The 23,179-nt window shown below is 69.1% G+C and carries 23 protein-coding genes, 1 tRNA gene and 1 pseudogene; 13 read left to right on the forward strand and 12 right to left on the reverse strand.

Annotation, left to right across the window (positions count from 1 at the left end):
• The first annotated feature begins 122 nt into the window (after positions 1–122).
• The 10 genes from FY549_RS02010 (at position 123) to FY549_RS02055 (ending at position 6,196) form a co-directional block, all read left to right on the forward strand.
• The gene (locus tag FY549_RS02010) at positions 123–836 is read left to right on the forward strand and encodes an alpha/beta hydrolase (protein WP_149083600.1); all 714 of its coding nucleotides are present in this window, start codon (positions 123–125) and stop codon (positions 834–836) included.
• A 43-nt stretch (positions 837–879) separates the two neighbouring features.
• Positions 880–1,716 (forward strand): alpha/beta fold hydrolase, encoded by an 837-nt coding sequence (locus FY549_RS02015; RefSeq protein WP_149083601.1) that lies wholly within the window; start codon positions 880–882, stop codon positions 1,714–1,716.
• 112 nt (positions 1,717–1,828) lie between these two features.
• Positions 1,829–2,143 carry a hypothetical protein gene (locus FY549_RS02020; protein WP_149083602.1) on the forward strand — a complete coding sequence of 105 codons (315 nt, stop codon included), beginning with the start codon at positions 1,829–1,831 and terminating at the stop codon, positions 2,141–2,143.
• A 66-nt stretch (positions 2,144–2,209) separates the two neighbouring features.
• Positions 2,210–2,875 carry a heme exporter protein CcmD gene (locus FY549_RS02025; RefSeq protein ID WP_149083603.1) on the forward strand — a complete coding sequence of 222 codons (666 nt, stop codon included), beginning with the start codon at positions 2,210–2,212 and terminating at the stop codon, positions 2,873–2,875.
• Positions 2,876–2,925: 50 nt separating this feature from the next.
• Complete coding sequence (locus tag FY549_RS02030) at positions 2,926–3,402, forward strand: adenylyltransferase/cytidyltransferase family protein (protein WP_149083604.1); 477 nt, start codon at positions 2,926–2,928, stop codon at positions 3,400–3,402.
• 38 nt (positions 3,403–3,440) lie between these two features.
• Entirely contained in the window at positions 3,441–3,752 is a 312-nt protein-coding gene (locus FY549_RS02035; protein WP_149083605.1) for a hypothetical protein, read from the forward strand.
• A 167-nt stretch (positions 3,753–3,919) separates the two neighbouring features.
• Positions 3,920–4,258, forward strand: coding sequence for an ArsR/SmtB family transcription factor (locus tag FY549_RS02040; protein ID WP_149083606.1), 339 nt, complete (start codon positions 3,920–3,922; stop codon positions 4,256–4,258).
• Positions 4,255–4,926, forward strand: a complete 672-nt coding sequence (locus tag FY549_RS02045) for a cation diffusion facilitator family transporter (RefSeq protein ID WP_149083607.1) — start codon at positions 4,255–4,257, stop codon at positions 4,924–4,926. The genes FY549_RS02040 and FY549_RS02045 overlap by 4 nt, the downstream gene beginning before the upstream one ends.
• 83 nt (positions 4,927–5,009) lie before the next feature.
• Positions 5,010–5,534, forward strand: coding sequence for a TetR/AcrR family transcriptional regulator (locus tag FY549_RS02050; RefSeq protein WP_159463485.1), 525 nt, complete (start codon positions 5,010–5,012; stop codon positions 5,532–5,534).
• Positions 5,531–6,196: a GAP family protein gene (locus tag FY549_RS02055; RefSeq protein ID WP_159463486.1), complete on the forward strand. Its 666-nt coding sequence runs from the start codon at positions 5,531–5,533 to the stop codon at positions 6,194–6,196. The genes FY549_RS02050 and FY549_RS02055 overlap by 4 nt, the downstream gene beginning before the upstream one ends.
• A gap of 36 nt (positions 6,197–6,232) precedes the next feature.
• On the opposite strand, the gene FY549_RS02060 is transcribed toward FY549_RS02055, so the two are convergent.
• Positions 6,233–7,390 carry a fatty acid desaturase family protein gene (locus FY549_RS02060; RefSeq protein ID WP_149083610.1) on the reverse strand — a complete coding sequence of 386 codons (1,158 nt, stop codon included), beginning with the start codon at positions 7,388–7,390 and terminating at the stop codon, positions 6,233–6,235.
• Positions 7,391–7,761: 371 nt separating this feature from the next.
• On the opposite strand from FY549_RS02060, the gene FY549_RS02065 reads away from it, so the two are divergent.
• Positions 7,762–8,223, forward strand: coding sequence for a GNAT family N-acetyltransferase (locus FY549_RS02065; protein ID WP_149083611.1), 462 nt, complete (start codon positions 7,762–7,764; stop codon positions 8,221–8,223).
• Between the two features lie 205 nt (positions 8,224–8,428).
• Here the strand turns inward: FY549_RS02065 and FY549_RS02070 are convergent.
• Positions 8,429–8,519, reverse strand: a tRNA-Ser gene (locus FY549_RS02070).
• 45 nt (positions 8,520–8,564) lie between these two features.
• On the reverse strand, positions 8,565–9,611 hold the full coding sequence (locus tag FY549_RS02075) for a hypothetical protein (RefSeq protein WP_149083612.1): 1,047 nt from the start codon (positions 9,609–9,611) through the stop codon (positions 8,565–8,567).
• A 171-nt stretch (positions 9,612–9,782) separates the two neighbouring features.
• On the opposite strand from FY549_RS02075, the gene FY549_RS02080 reads away from it, so the two are divergent.
• The gene (locus tag FY549_RS02080) at positions 9,783–10,565 is read left to right on the forward strand and encodes a hypothetical protein (RefSeq protein ID WP_149083613.1); all 783 of its coding nucleotides are present in this window, start codon (positions 9,783–9,785) and stop codon (positions 10,563–10,565) included.
• A 3-nt stretch (positions 10,566–10,568) separates the two neighbouring features.
• Here FY549_RS02080 and cydC read toward each other — a convergent pair.
• From cydC to FY549_RS02105, 5 genes and pseudogenes are all read right to left on the reverse strand, one after another.
• Positions 10,569–12,237: pseudogene (cydC, locus tag FY549_RS02085) on the reverse strand (thiol reductant ABC exporter subunit CydC).
• A complete protein-coding gene (gene cydD / locus FY549_RS02090) occupies positions 12,234–13,892 on the reverse strand; it encodes a thiol reductant ABC exporter subunit CydD (RefSeq protein ID WP_149083614.1) in 1,659 nt (552 codons plus the stop codon). Before cydD ends, cydC begins: the two are co-directional and overlap by 4 nt.
• The gene (gene cydB / locus FY549_RS02095; protein ID WP_149083615.1) at positions 13,889–14,917 is read right to left on the reverse strand and encodes a cytochrome d ubiquinol oxidase subunit II; all 1,029 of its coding nucleotides are present in this window, start codon (positions 14,915–14,917) and stop codon (positions 13,889–13,891) included. The genes cydD and cydB overlap by 4 nt, the downstream gene beginning before the upstream one ends.
• A 14-nt stretch (positions 14,918–14,931) precedes the next feature.
• Positions 14,932–16,347: a cytochrome ubiquinol oxidase subunit I gene (locus FY549_RS02100; protein ID WP_149083616.1), complete on the reverse strand. Its 1,416-nt coding sequence runs from the start codon at positions 16,345–16,347 to the stop codon at positions 14,932–14,934.
• Positions 16,334–17,008 (reverse strand): ArsR family transcriptional regulator, encoded by a 675-nt coding sequence (locus FY549_RS02105; protein WP_149083617.1) that lies wholly within the window; start codon positions 17,006–17,008, stop codon positions 16,334–16,336. Before FY549_RS02105 ends, FY549_RS02100 begins: the two co-directional genes overlap by 14 nt.
• 100 nt (positions 17,009–17,108) lie before the next feature.
• Between FY549_RS02105 and radA the strand changes: the two genes are divergently transcribed.
• Positions 17,109–18,476 carry a DNA repair protein RadA gene (gene radA, locus FY549_RS02110; protein ID WP_149083618.1) on the forward strand — a complete coding sequence of 456 codons (1,368 nt, stop codon included), beginning with the start codon at positions 17,109–17,111 and terminating at the stop codon, positions 18,474–18,476.
• Between the two features lie 24 nt (positions 18,477–18,500).
• Here radA and FY549_RS02115 read toward each other — a convergent pair whose 3' ends face one another.
• The 4 genes from FY549_RS02115 to FY549_RS02130 form a co-directional block, all read right to left on the reverse strand.
• Complete coding sequence (locus FY549_RS02115) at positions 18,501–18,920, reverse strand: dehydrogenase (protein WP_149083619.1); 420 nt, start codon at positions 18,918–18,920, stop codon at positions 18,501–18,503.
• Between the two features lie 236 nt (positions 18,921–19,156).
• Positions 19,157–19,798 carry a hypothetical protein gene (locus tag FY549_RS02120; protein WP_149083620.1) on the reverse strand — a complete coding sequence of 214 codons (642 nt, stop codon included), beginning with the start codon at positions 19,796–19,798 and terminating at the stop codon, positions 19,157–19,159.
• 60 nt (positions 19,799–19,858) lie between these two features.
• Positions 19,859–20,359 (reverse strand): amino-acid N-acetyltransferase, encoded by a 501-nt coding sequence (locus FY549_RS02125; protein ID WP_071329949.1) that lies wholly within the window; start codon positions 20,357–20,359, stop codon positions 19,859–19,861.
• A gap of 203 nt (positions 20,360–20,562) precedes the next feature.
• Positions 20,563–23,094 (reverse strand): ATP-dependent Clp protease ATP-binding subunit, encoded by a 2,532-nt coding sequence (locus tag FY549_RS02130; protein WP_025105479.1) that lies wholly within the window; start codon positions 23,092–23,094, stop codon positions 20,563–20,565.
• Between the last annotated feature and the right edge of the window lie 85 nt (positions 23,095–23,179).

Genomic DNA, 23,179 nt, shown 5'->3' on the forward strand with positions numbered 1-23,179 from the left:
GCCACGGCCGATTTTATCCTCACCACTGCGCCCAGGAGGGGGTCCTTGGCAGGGACACGACAACCACGACACCGCTCCCATAGCGTGGCGGACAACAGCCCCCGCCCTGGAAGGAACACCACATGCCCGCCCCCACAATCGTGCTCGTTCACGGAGCCTTCGCCGATGCGGCCAGCTTCGAGCCCGTGACGCGCGAGCTGCTCGACCGCGGCTATGCGGTCATCGCGCCCGCCGTTCCCAACCGCAGCCTCCTCGGCGACTCGGCCTACATCCGGTCCGTCGTCGAGAACATCGACGGACCTGTCCTGCTCGTCGGGCACTCCTACGGCGGCGCGGTCATCACGGTTGCCGGCGCCGCAGCCAACGTGGTCGGCCTGGTCTACCTCGCGGGCTACGCACTGGAAGAGGGCGAGAGCCTCGGTCAGTTGCAGGGTGGTTTCCCGGACTCCGACCTTGCCGCCAACCTCGTCTACACCGCCTTCCCCACCCCGGGTGCCGACGACGGCACCGACGTCTCCGTCAAGATCGAGGCTTTCCCCGAGGTGTTCGCCGCCGGGATCGACCCGGCCGTCGCCGAGGTCCTCGCGGTCACCCAGCGCCCGCTCGCCGCACTCGCGTTCAGTGAGACGGCACCGGTAGCCGCATGGAAGACCACGCCGGCGTTCGGAATCGTGTCGGCCGCCGACCGCACCATCAACCCCGACGTGGAACGCTTCGGATACACGCGAGGCAACTTTCGTCGCATCCTCGAGCTCGACGCACCGCACCTCGTGATGCGTGCCCTCCCGCACGAGGTGGTCTCGTTCATCATCGACGCAGCGACCGACGTCGCCTGATCCCCCTCCCCCACCTCATTCCACACACACCCTGGAGACGCACATGCCTTTTGTGACCACCGACGACGGCACCGAGATCTACTTCAAGGACTGGGGTCCCCGCGACGCGCCGCCTGTCATGTTCCACCACGGCTGGCCCCTGTCGTCTGACGACTGGGACGCCCAGATGCTCTACTTCTCCAGCAAGGGCTTCCGAGTCATCGCCAGCGACCGGCGCGGACACGGCCGCTCGTCGCAGACCAGCGTCGGCCACGATATGGACCACTACGCCAGCGACGCGAACGCCGTCGTCGAACACCTCGACCTGCGCAACGCGATCCACGTCGGGCATTCGACCGGTGGAGGCCAGGTCGCCCGCTACGTCGCGCAGTACGGCGAGCCCCAGGGACGCGTCGCCAAAGCCGTGCTCGTCTCCGCGGTCCCACCCCTGATGGTCCAGACGGAGGCGAACCCCGAGGGCACCCCGATCTCCGTCTTCGACGGCTTCCGCGACGCGCTCGCCGCCAACCGCGCCGACTTCTTCCAGGCTGTCGCATCGGGTCCGTTCTACGGGTTCAACCGCCCGGGGGCCGAGGTCTCGGAGCCGACCGTCGCCAACTGGTGGCGGCAGGGCATGACCGGAAGCGCCCTCGCCCACTACGAGGGCATCAAGGCGTTCTCCGAGACGGATCAGACCGAAGACCTCAAGGCCATCACGGTCCCGGTCCTCGTCCTCCAGGGCGACGACGACCAGGTCGTCCCGTACCAGGACGCCGCCATCAAGCAGCACGAGCTTCTCCAGAACTCCGAGCTGAAGATCTACGAGGGCTTCCCGCACGGCATGCTGACGACGCACGCTCACGTCATCAACCCGGACATCCTCGCCTTCATCCAGAAGTAACGACACCCAGCACGTGTGAGCGGCGCGACCCGCAGGATCGCGCCGCTCACACGTGCTTCACGAATGCTCCGCCGTTCGTCACCGAAGCCCGGGCGGTGGCTAGGATCGCTCCGTGACCCAGATCTCTCCGTTGCCCCGTCGCCGTGCCTTCGGATGCGGGGTGGCGGCGACGGCCGTGGCACTCGTCGGCATCCTGCCGACGGTGATCGTCTTCGTCCTCGCGGGAACCGCGGACCCGAACTACGGATGGCTGCTCTTCGTCACGCTGCCGCTTGCCGTCCTGTTCGGTGGCATCGCCCTCATCCTCGGCATCATCGGGCTCGTCTTCGCTCGCACCGACCGCAGCGGGTACCGGTGGCCGGTCGTCGGAGTCGTGCTCGGCGCGGTGGCGGTCCTTCCCGCCGCGGCGTTCCTGATGGGCGGCTGACCTGCCGCGAGCGAGATGTCAGCCGGGCCCCAGCGCCCCCTCACCGCTTCCGGAAGGAGAGCTCCTGTGCGCCAGAACCCGCCCGCCAACAGACTGATGCTCGCGATAGCTGCGGCACTGGCGGCGTTCTTCGTCTGGGGCGCCCTCGTGCGTCCCCTGATCGAGGGCGAGCCGCCCGTAGCGACCTCGCTGGTGTTCGCGACAGGAGTGGTGCTCGCCGGTCTGATCATCTGGATCGTGCTCGCGCGAATCCAGCGGCTGCAGCGCGCCCAGCGGCGTGCCCTGCAGGAGCGAGAGCCGCAGGCGCGGGTCTTCGGCTCCTACGCCCTCAACGGCGTGGCGGCCTACCTCTCGCGCACGATCCCGCTTCTCGGGCTCGGCGCCGCGCCCCGCGGCCTGCTGACGGCGAGTCCGACGGGCGTCATCGACCCTTCGGGTTTCCGGGTGGTCCGCGGCGGGGCGCGACTCCTCACCGCCTACAGCGTTCCGCGGGGGCGGATCCAGGGCGTGACGAAGGGGGCCATCCAGGAGGGCGCCTTCCTCTACCCGACGCTCGTGATCGTCGTCTCAGGGGCTGCGGGACTGGCCACGATCCCCGTGCCGGTCACCAGGGACGACGCGCCGCTTCGCCGGGAGTCGCCGGACGGCATGGACCGCTTAATCACCGACGCGGCGCGGATCTGGGGCGTTCCGGTGCTCGGCGACGGCGATCAGCCGCGGGATTCCTCCTGACGGGCCCCGACGCACGGGCGGGTAGAGTACCGGGAACTGAGGGGGGCACAGTGTCTGACGAGTCCACCGCGCAACGACGCGACCACAACCCGGGACCACGAGTGGGGATCACGTTCTCCACGTTCGATCTGCTGCACGCCGGGCACATCATGATGCTCGCGGAGGCGAAGCGGCAGTGCGATTACCTCATCGTCGGTCTGCAGATGGATCCGACCCTCGACCGCCCGGAGAAGAACGCGCCGACCCAGACGGTCGTGGAGCGCTACATCCAGCTTCGCGGCTGTCAGTACGTGGACGAGATCGTGCCGTATTCGACGGAGCAGGACCTCGAGGACATCCTTCGTTCCTTCAAGCTCGACGTGCGCATCGTCGGCGATGAGTACCGTGATCGGGACTTCACCGGACGCGCGTACTGCGAGACGAGCGGGATCGACCTGTACTTCAACAGTCGGGACCACCGGTTCTCCAGCTCGGGCCTCCGGAGGATCGTCGCGGAGAAAGAAGCCGCGCGAACCGCGAGCCTCTGAGTTCAAGAGCGCACCGACGGAGCAGACACGATCAACTGATGCGCACTTCGACAGCGTGGGTTCTGATCGCGGCAATGACCGCGGTCTCGCTCGTCGTCCTCGGCGTCGTCATGACGTTCCGCTTCGCGATCCCGCTCGTGGACCCTCCTCCACCGGCGCCCGACTACGGCGTCCAGGCGCTCGTCGCCGGCGTGGCGATGACAGCAGCGGTGGCGAGTGGCCTGGGCGCGGGCGTGTACGCGACGAAGCGCGAGGTCGATCGAGGTCGCGTCGTCGGCTGGACGGCTGCCGCCATGCTCGCTGGCACCGTTCTCGGAACGGTCCTGGCCTTCGCACTGAGCGCACGCTGACGGCTGCCGCCGACGCCCGTCAGCGGGGATAGATAGCACCTCGTCCGCGGCTGACGTGCTCGCTCCGCGGGATCACCACCAGAACATCGCCCGGCGTCGAAGCAAGCGGCGAGCCGACCGCAGCCTCAGCGATCGCAACAGTTCACGGACTGCTGTACTATCGGGGCATGCCCACCGCTCTGGCCTCGGCCGCACATACGGAGGCTGTCGCGCGGCTCGGCCACGCGCTCTCCGACCGGACCCGCGCCGGGATCCTGTTGGCACTGCGGAACGCCCCCGCCCGCCCGTCGGACCTCGCTGACGCGCTCGGCGTCTCCCGTCAGGTGATGTCGAACCAATTGGCGTGCCTCCGCGGCTGCGGGCTCGTGGAGGCCAGCGCGGACGGCCGGCGCACCTGGTACCGCCTGGCGGACCCTCACCTCGCCCCGGCCCTGGATGAGTTGATGCGGGTGGTCCTGTTCGTCGAGCCCGGGTGCTGCGCCGGAGAGAGCTGCACCTGCCCATGAGCACGGCCGCTGCACCCCACGCCGAGGGGCGTCGCTCCGTCCTCCACCGACGCATCCGCTGGATCGTTGCTGCGACGATCGCCTACAACGTCATGGAGGCGATCGTCGCGATCACCGCGGGCTCTCTCGCCTCGTCTGCGGCATTGATCGCGTTCGGCCTCGACTCCGCCATCGAGGTGCTCTCCGCGGCCGCCGTCGCCTGGCAGTTCACACGTCGCGACCCGGAGCGATGGGAGAAGGGCACACTGCGGGTCATCGCGGTCGCCTTCTTCCTCCTCGCCGCCTACGTCACCGTCTCCGCGGTGATCGCCCTGTTCGGCCGGGCCGATGTCGAGCACTCCACGCTCGGCATCGTCATCACCGCGCTCAGTGTCGCGATCATGCCGTTCCTCTCCTTCGCCGAGAGACGGGCCGGCCGCGAGCTCGGGTCGGCCACGGCCGTCGCGGACTCGAAGCAGACCCTCATCTGCACGTACCTCTCCGCCGCGGTGCTCATCGGGCTCGTGCTCAACAGCCTGCTCGGCTGGTGGTGGGCCGATGCCATCGCGGGCCTCGTGATCGCCGGATTCGCGGTGCGCGAGGGGGTCGAGGCATGGCGAGGCGACGCGTGCGCGACCTCCGTGGGCCTGATCCTCGAAGACGAGGACCAGGCCCACGCCGAGCCGTAAGGACTCTCGGACCTTCCCGGGCCTCGAACGACCACGCTTCCGCAGGAGACCGACCGGTCGGTCGGTCTGCCTTCCTGACCGGCATGCGTTCGAACATCCTGGAGACCGCACGTCGGCTGACGCTCGAGGAGGGCACTGTGCCCTCCCTCAACGCCGTGGTCGCGGCTGCCGGAGTGTCGAAAGGCGGCCTGATGCATCATTTCCCGACACGCTCGGCTCTCGTCGCCGGTCTCGCTCGCCAGTCCCTCGACGAGGTCGACGCGGCGATGGTCAAGGCCGCGGCGGCAGGCACCGCGGCGCGAACATGGCTGGAGCTGTCGCTGCCGGACGGCAACGAGCGCGCCCTGATGCAAGCCCTGGCCGCCAGTTTTCACCCTGCGGACGCCGTCTTCGAGACGCTGATGGCTGATGCGAAGAGGGCGATCGCCCGATGGGAAGCCCTTATCGCGGCCGAAGTCGGAGATGCGCTTCGTGCGCACGTGATTCGCCTCGTGGGGGACGCACTCGTCACCAACGCACTGGTGGGACTCGGAGACAGCGACGATGCCGTCGACGACATCCTCCGGTTCCTGACACCCGAACATCGCCAGTCGGAAACCGCCCGATGAGCCCGGCGCTCATCGTCGGGATCGCTGGGCTGGCCCTGCTCGATTCACTGAACCCCGCCACGATCGTCGCCGTGACACTCGTGCTCATCGCCGCTCCCCGTCGCCCTGCCCTCGTGGCCGGGTCGGCCGTCCTCGGCGCGGCGCTGACCGTCTTCGTCGCCGGAGCCGCGCTGTTCCTCTCGGCAGGCGCGGCCGCCGGCGCGGTCGAGGGGATCGTCGTCGGCCTTCGCTTCGTCGCGTTCGGCGCCGCCGGCATCGCCCTCGTCATCGCAGGCATCCGTCGATTGCGAGATCGGCCCCGGAGGGCCATCGAACTTCCCTCCTGGTTCAGCCCGTGGACGGCTCTCCCGTTCGGCGTGCTGCTCACCGCTGCGGATCTGCCCAACGCGTTCCCCTACTTCATCGCGATCGAACGAATGGTCGCGACGGACGTGCCCGTCGGTATGGGCCTCGCAACACTGGCCGGGTACACCGTCATCTACTGCCTCCCGTGCCTCATCCTGCTGGCCGTCGGTCTGGCTCACGGCCCACGGGTGCGAGAAAGGCTGCAGCGCCTGGTCGACCGCCTCGGCACCGGCACCGCCACACGGTCCGTTCCCCTGGCCATCATGCTCACCCTGATCGGCGCCGCGGTGGCATCGGTCCCGTTCTGGCTGCTCTGACAACGCCCTCCGCTCGATGCATGCCGCCCCACGAGGTCATCCGGCCGTCTGGGCCGGCTCCGTCGAGGGCGGTGGTTCGTCTCGGTCCCTCGACAGCGTCGCCGTTCCGAGGGCGGCCCGAGCCTCCGTCAGCGGACAGGTGAAGACATCCCTCTCGCCCAGCCCGACTCGATTGATGTAGCGGACGACGATCGCGTACGAGGCGAGCAGTCCCACCTGGGTGTACGGCACTCGGTTGATTTCGCAGTAGTGCTGCACGATCGATGCGGCCTGGCGAAGATGCGGTCGTGGCATCGATGGGAACAGGTGGTGCTCGACCTGATAGTTCAACCCACCCATCAGCACGTCCAGCGCGCGTCCCCCGCGAATGTTGCGGCTCATCCTCACCTGGCGGCTGAGGAAGTCGAGCACGAGGTCTCTCGGCACGACCGGCATCCCCTTGTGGTTGGGGGCGAACGCGATGCCCATGTAGAAGCCGAAAACTCCCAACTGCACCGCCAAGAAGGTCACGGCCACCCCGGGAGACAGCACGATGAAGACCAGGACGGGGTAGCCGGCGAGGCGGACGACGAGGAACGCGATCTCCACCCACCGTCGCTGGAGCCGACCCCTGGAGCAGACGCGTCGGACGCTCGACGCATGGAGGGAGATCCCTTCGAGCAACAGGATCGGGAAGAAGAAGAGGCCCTGGTGCGCTTGCAACCAGGCGAGACTCCTGTGTCGTTGGGACGCGACGGACTGCGGAGTCAGCGCGATGACGGGCAGTTCGATGTCCGGATCCGAACCGAGCTTGTTCGGGTTGGCGTGATGGCGAGTGTGCTTATGCTGCCACCACCCGTAGCTCATCCCGACGAGAAGGTCGCCGAGGATGAGGCTGATCCAGTCGTTCCAGCGTCCCGAAACGAAGATCTGACGGTGTGCGGCGTCATGTCCGAGGAAAGCGATCTGCGTGAAGAGCACGGCCAGGACGGCCCCGGTGAACAACTGCCACCACGTATCCCCGATCCACACGAACAGGAGAAGGGCCAGCCCGACCGCCAACGGGGCGGCGACAAGCCTCGTCCAGTAATACCCGTAGCGTCTTCGGAGCAACCCGAGCCCACGGACCTGCTGCGCCAGGGCGGTGAAGGAACTACCCTGGGGGACCGCGGTTTCGCGCGGCCGGGTCGGGGTGAACGGACGGGACGCGTCCATGATGACCTGATTTCCTTGTGTCCGCTGGCGCGGCACCAAGGCCGGGGCTGGTCCTTGATGTCGCCCTCGCCGACGGCGATGGCGGCTCATACGATAAGCGAGTGATCCGCACGGACCACGTGCATGCCTCTGACGCTACGCGCTGGTCTCGCGATCGGGTACCCGTTGACAAGCGGACGAATCAGGAGGTGGGCCTGGCAGCGGGGGCGGGGCTGCTGAAGTGGCGGTGACCACAACTTCGAGGACGACGAGCACCGAATCCTCACGGACGAATGGTGCAGGAGCATCGCGGGCATGCGCTGGGAACTCCTCTGGGGACCTGTCGGACCTCGATAGGCTGTGACAATGGATCGTCTGCACTCGGTTCACTCATGAGCACCTTCCACATTCGTCAGGGAAGAGCTGACGACGCCGCCGCCGTATCCGCTCTCGCGTTGCGCTCGAAGGCCGTCTGGGGATACTCCGCCGCCTTTCTGGCCGCATGCCGCCAAGAACTGACCTTCACGAGTGAGCAGTGCAGCTCGCCCGGCATGCGCCTCGCCGAACGGCATGACTCCGTCATCGGCTTCGCCTTGATCGAGACAGGAGGAGCAGACCCCGAGCTCAGCGCGCTTTTCGTCGACCCCGAACACATGCGTGATGGCGTGGGCAGCGCCCTCCTCATCGACGCCCTGGACTCCGCACGGGACCTGCACCTCGAACGGCTGATCCTCGACGCCGACCCAGGGGCGGAGCCGTTTTACCTCCGCCATGGGGCCCGGCGCGTGGGCGAGGCACCCAGCGGATCTATCCCCGGGCGCGTCATCCCGCGCCTGTGCTTCGACCTCGGGTGATGCTGCGTGCACTGGGCTTCTTCGGAGACGTCAACGGAGTTCGCTGACCATATCGAGGGCGCGGTTCACGCGGGTGCGCGCGCCGCGCGCAACACCGTCGCGGCTTCGGCATCGTGATACGGAGACCAAAGCAGTCCGCTTCTCGCAGCCCTGAAAGAGCCGATCCTCGGAGATGCGAAAACCCCCGATTTCTCGGGGGTTTTCGTGGCGGTGACGGTGGGATTTGAACCCACGGTAGGGGGTTACCCTACACAACTTTTCGAGAGTTGCACCTTCGGCCGCTCGGACACGTCACCGCGGATCAGTTTACGACACCGGGGCCGAGCGCGCGAATCGGCGGGTCACCAGGCGGCGGCGACCTCCGCGTGGATGCGGAGGATGCCCTCCGTGGAGCCGGCGGGGGCGCGGCCGATGCCGCACTCCGTCGCGACGCCGAACTCCGGAGCGAACCGGGCCGCGGCGGCGATCCGGCGGCGGGCGCCCTCCGCACCGTCCTCGCGGTGCACGAGGCCGAGGTAGAGCTCCTCGACGGAGGCGAGGTCGGCGAGCGGCGCGAAGTAGGCCTCGTCGTCGTGGTCGATCGGCACGGGAAGGTGCAGCCAGGTGAGCGGACGGCGGGCCTCGGCGATCACGGCGTTGGCGTAGCGGACGAGGGCGCCGGAGTCGGTCGGTTCGAAGAAGTGCTTCTCCCCCGCGTCGCCGTAGCAGAGATGCACGCCCACCTCGACGTCGTCCGGAACGGCGTCGACGAGCACAGCGAGACGCGAGACGAGTCCATCGAACGGGTCGCCGGGCCACCACGCCTCCATGACGGCACCGTAGCCGGAGGCTCCCTCGATGATGCCCATCTCACTGGCGACATCCCACTGCACGGCGAGGTCGCCGTGCGGGATCGCGGCGAGGATCTCGTCGAGCTCGTGGAGCATCGCGGCGGTGTACACGGGCTCGATCGCGGCCCGGTCGTCGCCGTGGAAGAAGGAGGAGATGACGGCGAGCGGGGTGGGCAGCGACACCTGGAACCGGGTGCCCGCCGGAACGGCCCCCTCCTCGCGCAGTCGCACGAACAGCTCGTAGGACTCGATGGCGGCGGAGGCGTACCCCAGCGGAGGCAGCGCGATCGCCGACGGATCCGCGCCCTCGGCGATGTGGAGGCCGCGGGCGTCGATGCCGGCCGGGAACGGGATGGGCTCATCACCGATGCGCTCGATGCCGTCCGCCTGGCCGATGACGTCGGGCTGGAACATGATCCAGTGGAACCGCTTGCCGACCTCGCCGTCCGGGATCCGTCGCAGCCGGTCGCCGAGCATCTCCGCGGCGGTGCGCATCGTGGTCTCGGCATCGTCGAAGTTCACACTGCCCACGAGGAGGGCACCCTGGGGCTGCGTCATGCCCCCAGAATATCCCTCGCCCGACCCACCCCTTCCGGCCGAGCCACCCCTCTGCGTGCGGCCGGAAGGGGTGGGACACACGCGAGGGGTGGGTCGGCGAGCCAGGGCCGGGATTAGGATTGCCTAAGAACCCGCCGCCTCGGGGGCAGAACGACGGGAAGGATCAGCAGCATGGGATTCATCACATCCGCGGCGCTCGCCGAGACCGGATACGTGGTCCTGGACGACGAGACCACCCCGGTGGACCCGTCGGAGTGGCAGGACCTCGAATACGTCGGCTGGCGCTCCTCCGGCGTCACCCGCTTCGCGCCTCTGACCAGCTACGCCGGCGAGATCGACTGCAACGGCTTCTGGAACCACACGCCCCCGCGCACCGACAAGGACGGCGTCTGGATCCCCTCGCAGGTCGCCGTCGCGCCGACCCTGCAGCGTCGCGCCCTGGCCCCGGGCGCCGGCATCGGCCGCTGCCGCGTGATCGAGCTCCAGCCGAACGACTACGCCGACGCCATCTACAACCTGCACCAGGACGACAACAACCGCCTGAACGAGCCGGGCACCGGCTGGGTGGTCCGCGGGTATGACAACCTCACCGACGACACCGACTCGATGCTCATCCTCCGCTCCGACCGGTTCGACCCGGCCACGGAAGTGCGGCTGCCGCTGCGCGCGGGCTCTCGGATCATCGTCGACACGCAGCGCTTCTGGCACGCCGTGTGGCATCGCGGCGCCGGTCCGCGGTATGCGCTCATCACCTCCTGGACCAGCGGCCCCGAGCTCGACGCGTACATCGCCGCCCACCACGGCGACCCGCACCCGCCCACTGTCGACCTCGACCCGCGACTCGTCGACGAAGCCCAGATCGAGATGCACCGCCGGATCGAGGAGCGCCGTCGCGCGTTCGAGGCGCAGGGCATCGTGATGGAGCCGCCCGCCGACATGAACCTCGTCGGCTGAAACTCAGACCGTCCGGCCGCCCTCGATCCGCACCACCCGGTCGACCGTCCCCTCGGGCGGCGCCACGTGCGAGATGAGCAGCACCGACTGCTCCCCCGTCGCCCGCAGCAGATCGCGCAGCAGGGCGTCCGACGCCTCGGGGTCCACGCCCGCCGTCGGCTCGTCCAGCACGAGCACCGGGAACCCCCGGAGCAGCGCGCGAGCCAGAGCGATCCGCTGGGCCTGACCGCCGGACACCAGCGCGCCGCGGTCCCCGACCCGGGCATCGAGCCCTCCGCGCTCGCGCACCCAGGGCCCGAGCCCCACCCGGTCGAGCACGGAAAGGAGCTCGTCATCGGTGGCCGTGTCCTTCGCGAAGAGGAGGTTCTGCCGCACGTCCTCGTCGAACAGCTGCGGCTGCTGCTCGCACAGCCCGACGATGCGACGCAATGACGGCCCGGACAGCGCGGCCGCGTCGAGGTCGCCGATCCGGTACTCGCCGTCGACGCGGAGGAAGCCGACGAGAGCGGCCGCCAACGAGCTTTTTCCCCGCCCCGCTCGCCCCGGCTACGAGCACCCGCTCCCCCGGCCGGAGGTCGAGGTCGACGCCTGTCAACGCCGCGGCGCCTCCGGGCCAGTGCGCCGTGGCACCGCGCAGAGCGAGGGCCGGCACTCCCGTGATCTCCACGTCTTCTCCCGCGTCGGTCCGCAGCTCCGGCGGCATCCGCTCGGGCAGCACGTCCACGATGCGCTCCGCACTCGCACGGACGCTGCGCCACGAGGCCGCGGCGATCGGCACGGCGCCGAACACCTCGAACACGACCATCGGCACGAGCACCGCGACCGCGAGCCACGGCGCATCGATCGCACCGGTGCTCAGGCCGGGTGCGGCCACCGCGAGCGCCCAGACGGATGCGGCTCCCGCCATCAGCGACACGACCCCGGCGGCGACGGCCTGCGCGAGCGACGCCCGACCGACCACCCGACGCAGAGCGGCGTCCGCGGCGCGGATCCGCTCCCGCGCCTGTGCCTCCGCACCGAACGCGAGAAGCACGTCGAGGCTGCCGAAGTAGTCCACGAGGGCAGCGGACACCTCAGCTCGACGTTCCGAGACCGCAGCCTCTGCGCGGGAGCCGAAGATCCAGCCGAGACCGACGGCCGCGAGCGCGGCGACGAGGAGGCAGACCGCGAGGGTCAGCGCGGCGGGCGGCGAGACGAAGGCGAGGAAGCCGACCGCCCCGAGGGCCACGACACCCGAGACGGCAAGCGGCTGCACCACCCGGAGCGGGAGGTTCTGCAGATTCTCCACGTCGTCGACGAGCGCCGCGAGCACCTGCCCGCGGTCGGTCGCGCCGAGACCCGCCGGCGAGAGCGGGATGAGACGGCGCACCATGTCGGAGCGGGTCGCCGCGAGCTGCCGGAGCGCGGCGTCGTGACCGCTCAGCCGTTCCAGATACCGCGTGACGGCACGGGTCACCGCGAAGAACCGCACCCCGACGACGGCGATGGACAGCGGCACGAGCGAGTCGACGATCGACGAGCTCACGATCAGCCAGCCGCTCACGGCGAGGAGGCTCACCGCGGCGGCCGCCGACAGCACCCCCCAGATCAGCCCGGGGAGAAAGCGCCGGAACGGTGGCTGTGCGAGGCGGAGCACGTCGCGGACCCGCTCGCTCCGCGTCGTCGCGGTCATGCGCTCACCCCCAGCGCCACGATCCGGTCGGCGATGTCCCTGGCCGAGCGACGGTGGGACACGAGGAGCACGGTGGCGCCGGCGTCCGCGCGCTCCCGCAGCGACCGCCAGAGGCGCTCCTCGGTGTCCGGGTCGAGAGCGCTGGAGGGCTCGTCGAGCGCGAGCACGCGAGCAGGGGCGGCGTCATGCCGGTACAGCGCCCTGGCCACGGCGACACGCTGCGCCTGACCGCCGGAGAGCCCGGCCCCCTGCACACCCAGCACCCGTTCGGCCTCGATCCCCTCTGCGCACGCGGCGTCGAGTGCCGCCCGCACGCGGGCGACGTCGGGAGCGGTGTCGCCGAGGGCGACGTTCTCCGCGACCGTGCCGCGCATCAGCCCGGGGGTCTGCCCCGCCCAGGCGAGCCAGTCGAACGGCGCGAGCTCGCGCACCTCCCGCCCCTCCCACCGCGCGGTGCCCGTGTAGTCCGCGGCTCCACGGAGGGCGGCGAGCAGACTCGACTTCCCGGAACCGCTCGGCCCCTCGATCAGGGTCACCGTCCCCGGCTGCGCGACGAACGACACCGGTGGCAGGTCCCGCACACGAAGTCCCTCGACCACGAGCCCCCGCTCCCCCTGCACGACCCCGACACGGCTGCCGGAGGAGTCCGTGGGGTTCGGTCGTGCAGCCGTACCCGGGTCGTGCAGGCGCACTCCCCCGCGGTCCCGCTCCCGCGCCGCGTCCAGCACGTCGAACACGTCTTCCGTGGCCGCGACCCCCTCGGCCGCCGCGTGGAACTGCACGCCGACCTGCCGGATGGGAAGGAAGGCCTCGGGGGCGAGCAGCAGCACAAAGAGCCCGACCTCGAGACTCAGGTCGCCCGAGAGCAGCCGGAACCCGACTGCGACCGCGATGAGCGCGACGGCGAGCGACGACAGCAGCTCCATCGCGAACCCCGAGAGGAACGAGAACCGGAGCACCTTCATGGTCTCGCGACGGTACTCGTCCGCCGTCACCTCGATGCGGTCGGCCGCCCGACGGTCGCGTCCGAACAGCCGCAGCGTCGACAGGCCCTGCACCGTGTCGGCGAAGCGAGCGGCGAGGTGCTGCAGCGTCTGCCACTGCTTCTTCTGCACCGTGCGGGTCGCGATGCCGATGAGGATGAGGAACAGCGGGATCAGCGGCAGGGTGATGACGGCGGTGAGGCCGCTCGGCCAGTCCTGCCACCACATGACCGCGACGAGCACGGGCGTCGCGATGACGGTGAGCACGAGCTGCGGGATGTACCGCGCGAAGTACGCGTCCAGGGCCTCCAGGCCGTGACCGGCGGTGACAGCGATCTGCGTCTGATTCCGCTGTGCGAGCCACCCCGACCCGAGCCGCCCGACGGCCGCGACGAGCGCCGCGCGCAGCTGCATCCCGGTCCGGGCGGCAGCCCGGGTGCCGGCGGCGTCGGACGCCGCGATGAGCAGACCCCGCAGCAGCGCCGTCCCCAGCAGCACGAGCAGGGTGACCGTGACGTCACGCCCCGCGATGGCTCCGACGACCGCGTCGGTGAGCAGCCACGCGAAGGCGATCGTCACCGCGGTCTGGAAGACGCCGATCGCGGCCGACGCCAGGAGGAATCCCCGGGCGGCGGCCGCGTATCGGAGCAGCCTCGGATCGACGGGTTTCACGCGTGCGCCGGAGCCCCCTCGATCGATCGGCGGGTGACGCGCTTGCGGAACACCCAGTAGGTCCAGGTCTGGTATGCGATGACCAACGGCAGGGCGATCAGCGCGGTCCAGCTCATGATCTGCAGCGTATACGGTGTGCTCGATGCGTTGGCGATCGTCAGACTGTACGCCGGGTCGATCGTCGACGGCATCACGAACGGGAAGAGCGCCGAGAAGAGCATGACGACGGCGAACATGACCGTGAGCATGCCGGCGAAGAACGCCCAGCCGTCACGACGGACGAGCGAGAAGCCGACCGCCGCGATCAGGCTGACCGCCGCGAGCGCACCGGCTCCGACGACCAGCCAGAGCAGCGGAGCCTCCCGGCCCATGGCGATCGCGACCGTCCAGACCACCGTCGCGGCTGCCAGGAGGATCGTCGGGATGGCAGCCTTCTTCGCGAGCTTCCGCGCGTCCTCGTGCACCTGGCCGTCCGTCTTCAGCGCGACGAACAGCACACCGTGCAGGAAGAAGAGCAGCAGCGTCGTGGCGCCGACGAGCAGGGCGTACGGGTTGAGCAGCGAGAAGAAGCCGCCGACGTAGATGTGGTTCTCATCGATCGCCACCCCCTGCACGATGTTGCCGAAGGCGACACCCCAGAGCAGCGCCGGCACGACCGAGCCGATCACGATCATCCGGTCGAAGCCCTGCTTCCACTTCCGGCTCTCCCGCTGGTGGCGGTACTCGAACGAGACGCCGCGCAGGATGAGCGCGAGCAGGATGAGCAGCAGCGGCAGGTAGAACCCGCTGAACAGCGTGGCGTACCACTCGGGGAACGAGGCGAACAGCGAGGCACCGGCCACGATGACCCAGGTCTCGTTGAGGTCCCACACGGGGCCGATCGTGTTGATGACCTGCCGGCGGGACACGTCGTCCTTGCCGAGGAACGGCAGCGACATGCCGACACCGAAGTCGAACCCGTCGAGGACGAAGTACCCGACGAACAGGAAGGCGACCACCCAGAACCAGATCGTTGCGAGATCCATGATGCTCGTTCCTCTCAGTACACGACCGACGGCAGCTGAGCCGTCTCCTCATGGGGCTTTTCGTCGGTATCCGGCCCCTTCTGGGCGGCCTTGACGATCAGCCGGACTTCGACCACGGCGAGGGAGGCGTAGATGGCGGTGAAGGCGATCAGCGAGATCAGGACCTCGAGGCCGCTCACCCCCGGCGAGACGCCGTCGCGGGTGGACATCAGGCCGAACACGATCCACGGCTGCCGACCCATCTCGGTGAACACCCAGCCCATGATGTTGGCGGCGAGCGCGAGCGGGAACGACCAGATCGCGACCTTCCACATCCACGGCGCGACCGGCTTGGTGGCCTTCTTGCGGGTGACCCAGAGGCCGGCGACGGCGACGAGGGCGGCGGCCATGCCGAGGCCGATCATCCAGCGGAACGACCAGTACGTGATCCACAGCACGGGGGCGAAGTCGGTGATGCCGGTGCTCGCGTACGTCTGGGCGTACTCGGCGTTCAGGTCGTTGATGCCATGCACGCAGGCGTCGAGGGTGTGCGTCGAGAGCAGCGACAGCAGGTACGGCACCCGGATCGAGAACAGCTCCGAGCTGCCGTCCGGCGTCCCGAGGGTGAAGAGGCTGAAGGAGGCGTCGGCGCCGCAGACGGTGTTGAACGTCGCCTCCGCGGCGGCCATCTTCATCGGCTGCGCGGCGTACATGGCGAGTCCGAGCTGGTCGCCCGTGAGCACGACGCCGGCGGTGGAGAAGATCATCGCCCAGAGGCCGAACTTCAACGAGACGCGCATGGTGTCGAAGTGCTGGCCGCGCGCCAGGTGCCAGGCCGACACCGAGATGACGACTCCCGCGGCGAACATGAGCGCGCCGAAGATGGTGTGCGGGAACGCGGCGAGCGCGACCGGGTTGGTCAGCAGGGCCCAGAAGTCGGTGAGCTCGGCGCGGTTGGTCGCCTCGTTGAACGTGTAGCCGACCGGGTTCTGCATGAACGCGTTGGCGGCGATGATGAAGTACGCCGACAGGATGCTGCCGATCGAGACGCACCAGATCGTCGCCAGGTGGAGCTTCTGCGGAAGCTTGTCCCAGCCGAAGATCCACAGCCCGATGAAGGTCGCCTCGAAGAAGAACGCCAGCAGTCCCTCGAACGCGAGCGGGGCGCCGAACACGTCCCCGACGAAGCGGGAGTAGTCCGACCAGTTCATGCCGAACTGGAACTCCTGCACGATGCCGGTGACCACGCCCATCGCGAAGTTGATGAGGAAGATCTTGCCGAAGAACCGGGTGAGGTGCAGGTACTGGACCTTCGCCGTGCGCACCCAGGCCGTCTGGAAGATCGCGGCGACGAGCGCCATGCCGATCGTGAGCGGCACGAAGAGGTAGTGGTAGACGGTCGTCAGGCCGAACTGCCATCGGGCCAGGGCGAGCGGATCAAGCCATTCCATGAGCGACTCCCGTTCTGTTCGACGCCTGCGCGGCGGTGTCGCGCAGCTGCACGGTGCATTCGGAGGGCAGCGCGGCCTCGCGCACGCACTCGGCTTCGAGCGGACCCCCCGCTTCTGCCAGGATGCCCTGGATCAGTCCGAGATGCACTTGGCACAGCATCGGGCGGTCCTCCGGCCGGCCGGCTGCGTGCGGGCAGGGGCTCAGGTCGACGGTCAGCCCGCGGTCGTCCACGATCGGCTCGAACCCGCTCTCCTCCAGGTGCTCGACGAGGGCGTCGAGCTGGTAGGTGGCGTCCTTCCCGAGGGCGGTCCCGGTGCCGGGGAGCACGCTGCGGAGGAGGTCGCCGCGGCGGGCCGCCGCCTTGGCCTTGCTGCGCGCGACCGGGCTGGAGGCGTCCGGTGCCCCGGTGGCGGCGCGGTACAGCGTACGAGGACGACCCCGGGTGGTGCGGTGCTCGACGGTCGGGATGACGTAGCCGCCCTCGATCAGTCGCTGGAGGTGCTCGCGCACGGTGTTCGGGTGGAGGCCGGTGGCCTCGCGCAGATCGCCGATCGCGAGCTCCCGAGCGGTGCCGGAGTGACTGGCCTCGAAGAGGAGGTGCAGGATGCGCACTCGGGAGTAGCTGGAGATCGGCCCGCAGACGGACCCGCCGTTGGACATGTCTCAATTATCTGTCCGGACGGGTGCCGCACGGGGGCTCCGGGCCGTGAATAACCGCCGCGTCGATAGGGATGTCTGATGCCGCCGATAGCCTGGGGGCATGGCCACCCGGAAACCCGCTCCCCCCGCGTACGTCTGCACCGAGTGCGGATGGACGACGGCCAAGTGGGTCGGCCGCTGCGGCGAATGCCAGCAGTGGGGAACGGTGCAGGAGCAGGCCGCGCAGACCGGAATCCTCCGGCGGGTCAGCGCCCTCCCCCCGACGGCGGACCGCGCTGCGCGGCCGATCACGCAGATCACGACGCAGGACGCCCCTCGCCGCACGAGCGGCGTCGGCGAGTTCGACAGGGTGCTCGGCGGCGGCATCGTCCCGGGAGCGGCGATCCTCCTCAGCGGCGAGCCCGGTGTGGGCAAGTCCACCCTGCTCCTCGAGGTCGCCGCGCAGGCGGCACGGAGCGGACGACGCGTCCTCTACGCGAGCGCCGAGGAGTCCCCTGCACAGGTCCGGCTGCGGGCCGAACGTACCGGCGCCCTGCACGACGAGCTCTACCTCGCGAGCGAGACCGACCTCGCGACCATCCTCGGCCACATCGACGAGGTGCAGCCGCAGCTCGTCATCGTCGACTCCGTGCAGACGGTGTCCTCGTCCCTCACCGACGGTGCCGCGGGCCAGCCCAGCCAGGTTCGCGAAGTCGCCGCGACCCTCATCCGGGTGGCGAAGGAGCGGGACCTGCCGATCGTCATCGTGGGCCATGTGACGAAGGACGGCCAGGTCGCCGGCCCCCGGGTGCTGGAACATCTCGTCGACGTCGTCTGCCACTTCGAGGGCGACCGGCAGACCTCTCTGCGGTTCATCCGTGCCCTCAAGAATCGCTTCGGTCCGACCGACGAGGTCGGCTGCTTCGAGATGACCGGAGACGGCATCGCCGAGGTCCCTGACCCGTCCGGCCTGTTCCTGTCGCAGGGCGCGTCCGAACCGGGCACCTGCGTCGCGATCTCGCTCGAGGGCCGCCGCGCCCTTCCCGTCGAGGTGCAGGCGCTCACCGTCCCGAGCAACGCCCCCAACCCTCGGCGCATCGTGCACGGTCTCGACTCCTCGCGCGTGGCCATGGTGCTCGCGATCCTCGAGCGGCGGGCGGGTGTGCCGACCGGCAGCCTCGATGTCTACGTGTCCACCGTCGGCGGCGTGCGTTTCACCGAGCCCGCCGCCGACCTCGCCATCGCGATCGCCGTCGCCGGCTCCATCCAGATGATCTCCGTCCCGCGCACGGTGGCCGCGGTCGGCGAACTCAGTCTCGCCGGCGAGGTGCGGCCGGTGACGCAGGCGGCGCAGCGCCGATCCGAGGCCGCGCGGCTCGGCTACGAGCAGGTCGTCGACGATCGGTCGAAGACGCTGCGAGCGGCGCTGGGCGACATCAGAGCGCGCAACAGCACTCGCCGCCCTGACCGAGACATTCCGCCGTTCTGAGCCAGCAGCCGCGCCGGCGAACTGTCAGGCGTCGAGAGCCTTGAGCAGCTCCACCGGGTCAGCCTGCATCGGGTGGGGTCCGGCGATGTCGAGGAAGACGGTCGTGATCGGGTGCGCCGAGAGGAAGGTGCGCAGCCAGGTCGCGTCGAAGATCCCGACGCCCGGCGGCAGGTTCGCGGGCTTGTTCTTCGCATCGCTGAAGAGCAGCAGCGCGAGGTCACCGGAGTTCGGGTCGCGGTAGGTCCACACCTCGCCGCTGTCGAGCGGGTTGTCACGAGCGCCCGGTTTGATGAGGGGAACGACGGTGGTGCCGTGCCGCAGGGCGAGGGCCACGGCGGCGACGTCCTGCTTCTCGAGGGCGACCGCCAACGCCTCGGACCGGAAGTCCTCGGGGGCGGGCTTCCTCTTCGGGCTCTTCCCGGACTTCGCCTTCTTCGCTGCCATGCTCCCAGCTTAGGCACCGGGGCCCGGGATCCGCGCCGGACATGATTGGGGCCCTCTCGAGTCCTCCATTGGGGACTGGGGTACTCGAGAGGGCCCTCGGACTCTCGGGCGGCGGTGTCGAAGCGCTGGGGACGCTGTAGTTCGACGCCACTGGGGATGGCATGTTGCCGCATAGGCGGAGAGTCACCTCTATGGTATCCCAAAGAAGGAGTCCTGTCAGCACAGGCCCGCTTCGCCTAGAACAAGAGGATCTGCGTGGTGGACGCGCTGGGGAAACCACCGATCGAGACGCCCACGTGGTACGACGCTCCCCCGCCAGGAGCACGCTGGCGGTTCTCCTGTGCGCACGTCTCGACACTGGACCGCGTGCGATCCCAGACGACCGGCTCCTTGCTCACTACGGTGGCCCCGGCCGTGAGCGTGGCGATCATGCTGCTCGGGTTCTCCTGGCAGTCGGTGGAGCGCCACCATACGTCGGAGCCGCTGGAGACCGTGAACACCTGCGTCGTCGAGCCGACGTCGATCGTGCAGTCCCGGGTGCCCGTGTTCGTCAGGGAGATGGAGAGCTTCGGCGAGACGCCCGCCGCGTACGACTCGGCGTCCGTGACAGCCTTCACCTCGACATCCTTCGCCTCACACGCGACGACCGCCGGAGTGGCGTCCGCCGACGGCGACGGTGAGGGCGACGGAGAGGACGGCGCGGACGGGGTCGGGTCCGCGGCCGCGGAGGAGGTCGGCGCGGGGCTCTGTCCCCCGGCCGCCCAGGGCCGTGCGACGAGAAGCCAGACGGCGGCACCGACGATCGCGAGGACGAGGATCAGCCCGAGCAGCACCGCCAGCCGCCGACGACGGTACACGGCGGCGGAGTGGCGGGGCATGCCTCCAGGCTAAGCGATCGGCCTCCGTGAGCCTGGGAGGCGCGAGGCGGTGGCCCGGGCTCAGAGCACCTTGAGCATGCGCGTGTTGCCGAGGGTGTTCGGCTTCACGTGCGCGAGGTCGAGGAACTCCTCGACGCCGGCATCACCGCTGCGCAGGAGCTGCGAGTACACGTCGGGATCGACGACCTGCTCCCCGATCGGCGTGAAGCCCCGACGGCCGAAGAAGTCCACCTCGAAGGTGAGACAGAACAGCCGCGTGAGGCCGAGCGCCCGCGCGTTCTCCTCCAGCCGCTCGACGATGGCCCGACCGACGCCGTGATGCAGCCAGTCGTCGCGGACGAGCAGTGTGCGCACCTCGCCCAGGTCCTCCCAGATCACATGGAGCGCTCCGCAACCGATCAGCTCGCCATCGGCTTCGGCGACGACGAACTCCTGCACGGCGCCATAGAGCACGGCGAGGTCTTTGCCGAGAAGGATGCGCTGCTCCACCATCGGCTGGAGCAGGTTCCGGATGCTGACGATGTCGGCGCTGCGGGCCGGCCGGACGATGTACGCGCTCACCCGACCAGCCTAGGTCCCGCCCCTGCCGTCACCACTCCGACGCGGCACGGCTTCGGAGATCCCGGCCGTCACCCCGCCGCCTGGGGGCGTCGCCCCGCGTGTCGCCTCGCCGGTCCGACGTCGTACCGGGAGGGGGCGATGCGGGGAGACGACGAAGGGGCGGATGCTGTCGCATCCGCCCCTTCGGGTGATGGTGTCGAGGATCAGTCGTTGCCGGTGATCGCCAGGTCGGGCGTGCCGGAGATCGCGCCGCCGCCGGTGTTGACACCGACCGCCACCTTCTCGCCGCGCGGGCCGTGCTCGAACAGGAACTCCCCGTCCTTCGCGTCGACCTTCACGTGGTCTCCCGAGTCGAGTTCGCCGTGCAGGATCTTCTCCGACAGACGGTCCTCGATCTCGTGCTGCATCGCGCGGCGCAGCGGGCGAGCGCCCAGGGCCGGGTCGAAACCGATCTCGATCAGACGCTCCTTGGCGGACTGCGACAGCTCGATCGTCATGTCGCGGTCGAGCAGACGCTCGCCGAGGCGCTTCGTGAACAGGTCGACGATCTGCACCAGCTCGTCCTTGCTCAGCTGCGGGAAGACGATGATGTCGTCGACGCGGTTGAGGAACTCGGGCTTGAAGTGCCGCTTGAGCTCTTCGTTCACCTTGCCCTTCATCCGCTCGTAGCTCGTGGCGTTGTTGCCCTCGATCTGGAAGCCGACGGGGCCGCCGGCGATGTCGCGCGCACCGAGGTTCGTGGTCATGATGATGACCGTGTTCTTGAAGTCCACGATCCGACCCTGACCGTCGGTGAGACGACCTTCTTCCAGGATCTGCAGCAGCGAGTTGAAGATGTCAGGGTGCGCCTTCTCGATCTCGTCGAAGAGGACCACGCTGAACGGCTTGCGGCGCACCTTCTCGGTGAGCTGGCCACCCTCTTCGAAGCCGACGAACCCGGGAGGGGCACCGAACAGTCGCGAGACGGTGTGCTTCTCGCCGAATTCGCTCATGTCGAGCGAGATGAGGGCGGCCTCGTCGTCGAAGAGGAACTCCGCGAGCGCCTTGGCCAGCTCCGTCTTTCCGACGCCCGTGGGGCCGGCGAAGATGAACGAACCGGAGGGACGCTTCGGGTCCTTGAGGCCGGCACGCTGACGACGGATGGTCTTGGAGAGGGCCGCGATGGCCTCCTCCTGACCGATGACGCGCTGGTGCAGCGCCTTTTCCATGAAGACGAGTCGGCTGGACTCCTCCTCGGTCAGCTTGAACACGGGGATGCCGGTCGCCTGGGCGAGCACCTCGGCGATCAGGCCCTCGTCGACGACCGCCTGGGTCGCGACGTCGCCCGCGCGCCACTGCTTCTCCAGACGCAGCCGCTCCGCGAGGAGGCTCTTCTCCTCGTCACGCAGCGAGGCGGCCTTCTCGAAGTCCTGCTCCTCGGAGGCGATCTCCTTCTGCTCACGCACGGCGGCGATCTTCTCGTCGAACTCGCGCAGCTCGGGCGGGCTGGACAGGATCGACAGGCGCAGACGTGCACCGGCCTCGTCGATCAGGTCGATGGCCTTGTCCGGGAGGAAGCGGTCGGAGACGTAGCGGTCGGCGAGGTTCGCCGCGGCCACGATCGCGCCGTCGGTGATCTGCACCTTGTGGTGCGCCTCGTACCGGTCGCGCAGCCCCTTGAGGATGTTGATCGCGTGCGGCAGCGTCGGCTCGTTCACCTGCACCGGCTGGAAGCGGCGCTCGAGTGCGGCGTCCTTCTCGAAGTGCTTGCGGTATTCGTCGAGCGTGGTGGCCCCGATCGTCTGGAGCTCACCGCGGGCGAGCAGCGGCTTGAGGATGCTGGCCGCGTCGATCGCGCCCTCGGCGGCACCCGCACCCACGAGGGTGTGGATCTCGTCGATGAAGACGATGATGTCGCCGCGCGTGCGGATCTCCTTGGTGACCTTCTTCAGGCGCTCCTCGAAGTCACCGCGGTAGCGGGAACCGGCGATGAGCGAGCCGAGGTCGAGCGAGTAGAGCTGCTTGTCCTTCAGCGTCTCGGGCACATCGCCCTTGACGATGGCCTGCGCGAGGCCCTCGACGACGGCGGTCTTGCCGACGCCGGGCTCTCCAATGAGGACGGGGTTGTTCTTGGAGCGACGGGAGAGGATCTGCATGACCCGCTCCGCCTCCTTCTCGCGCCCGATCACGGGATCGAGCTTGTTGTCGCGCGCGGCCTGCGTGAGGTTGCGACCGAACTGGTCGAGCACCTGCGAGCCGCCCTGCGCACCCGACGGGGTGTCGTTGGACTGCGCGCCGACGGACGCGGGCTCGCGCCCCGGAGCGCCGGACAGCAGCTGGATGACCTGCTGCCGCACCTTGTTGAGGTCGGCGCCCAGCTTGACGAGCACCTGAGCAGCCACGCCCTCGCCCTCACGGATGAGGCCGAGGAGGATGTGCTCGGTGCCGATGTAGTTGTGTCCGAGCTGCAGGGCCTCGCGGAGGCTCAGCTCGAGCACCTTCTTGGCGCGCGGGGTGAACGGGATGTGGCCGGTCGGCTGCTGCTGACCCTGGCCGATGATGTCCTGCACCTGCTCGCGCACGGCGTCGAGGGAGATGCCGAGCGACTCCAGCGCCTTGGCTGCGACGCCCTCGCCCTCGTGGATGAGGCCGAGCAGGATGTGCTCGGTGCCGATGTAGTTGTGGTTGAGCATCTTCGCCTCTTCTTGGGCGAGGACGACCACTCGACGGGCTCGGTCCGTGAATCTCTCGAACATGTTGACTCCTTATTCGCACGGGGCGAAGACGCATGAAGCGCTTGTACATCGAGAGTAACGACCAGGAATGGCGGGTATGCCCGTG

The organism is Microbacterium sp. 1S1 (genome assembly GCF_008271365.1).
Taxonomy (GTDB): Bacteria; Actinomycetota; Actinomycetes; order Actinomycetales; family Microbacteriaceae; genus Microbacterium.

Excerpts from the sequence above, each read along its gene's own strand:
- FY549_RS02080 (WP_149083613.1), top strand. The coding sequence starts at position 9,783 with ATGGGATTCATCACATCCGCGGCGCTCGCCGAGACCGGATACGTGGTC.
- FY549_RS02075 (WP_149083612.1), bottom strand. The coding sequence starts at position 9,611 with ATGACGCAGCCCCAGGGTGCCCTCCTCGTGGGCAGTGTGAACTTCGAC.
- FY549_RS02040 (WP_149083606.1), top strand. The coding sequence starts at position 3,920 with ATGCCCACCGCTCTGGCCTCGGCCGCACATACGGAGGCTGTCGCGCGG.
- FY549_RS02100 (WP_149083616.1), bottom strand. The coding sequence starts at position 16,347 with ATGGAATGGCTTGATCCGCTCGCCCTGGCCCGATGGCAGTTCGGCCTG.
- radA (WP_149083618.1), top strand. The coding sequence starts at position 17,109 with ATGGCCACCCGGAAACCCGCTCCCCCCGCGTACGTCTGCACCGAGTGC.
- FY549_RS02120 (WP_149083620.1), bottom strand. The coding sequence starts at position 19,798 with ATGCCCCGCCACTCCGCCGCCGTGTACCGTCGTCGGCGGCTGGCGGTG.
- FY549_RS02060 (WP_149083610.1), bottom strand. The coding sequence starts at position 7,390 with ATGGACGCGTCCCGTCCGTTCACCCCGACCCGGCCGCGCGAAACCGCG.
- FY549_RS02035 (WP_149083605.1), top strand. The coding sequence starts at position 3,441 with ATGCGCACTTCGACAGCGTGGGTTCTGATCGCGGCAATGACCGCGGTC.
- FY549_RS02050 (WP_159463485.1), top strand. The coding sequence starts at position 5,010 with ATGCGTTCGAACATCCTGGAGACCGCACGTCGGCTGACGCTCGAGGAG.
- FY549_RS02065 (WP_149083611.1), top strand. The coding sequence starts at position 7,762 with ATGAGCACCTTCCACATTCGTCAGGGAAGAGCTGACGACGCCGCCGCC.
- FY549_RS02115 (WP_149083619.1), bottom strand. The coding sequence starts at position 18,920 with ATGGCAGCGAAGAAGGCGAAGTCCGGGAAGAGCCCGAAGAGGAAGCCC.
- FY549_RS02015 (WP_149083601.1), top strand. The coding sequence starts at position 880 with ATGCCTTTTGTGACCACCGACGACGGCACCGAGATCTACTTCAAGGAC.
- FY549_RS02055 (WP_159463486.1), top strand. The coding sequence starts at position 5,531 with ATGAGCCCGGCGCTCATCGTCGGGATCGCTGGGCTGGCCCTGCTCGAT.
- FY549_RS02105 (WP_149083617.1), bottom strand. The coding sequence starts at position 17,008 with ATGTCCAACGGCGGGTCCGTCTGCGGGCCGATCTCCAGCTACTCCCGA.
- FY549_RS02010 (WP_149083600.1), top strand. The coding sequence starts at position 123 with ATGCCCGCCCCCACAATCGTGCTCGTTCACGGAGCCTTCGCCGATGCG.
- FY549_RS02130 (WP_025105479.1), bottom strand. The coding sequence starts at position 23,094 with ATGTTCGAGAGATTCACGGACCGAGCCCGTCGAGTGGTCGTCCTCGCC.
- cydB (WP_149083615.1), bottom strand. The coding sequence starts at position 14,917 with ATGGATCTCGCAACGATCTGGTTCTGGGTGGTCGCCTTCCTGTTCGTC.
- FY549_RS02045 (WP_149083607.1), top strand. The coding sequence starts at position 4,255 with ATGAGCACGGCCGCTGCACCCCACGCCGAGGGGCGTCGCTCCGTCCTC.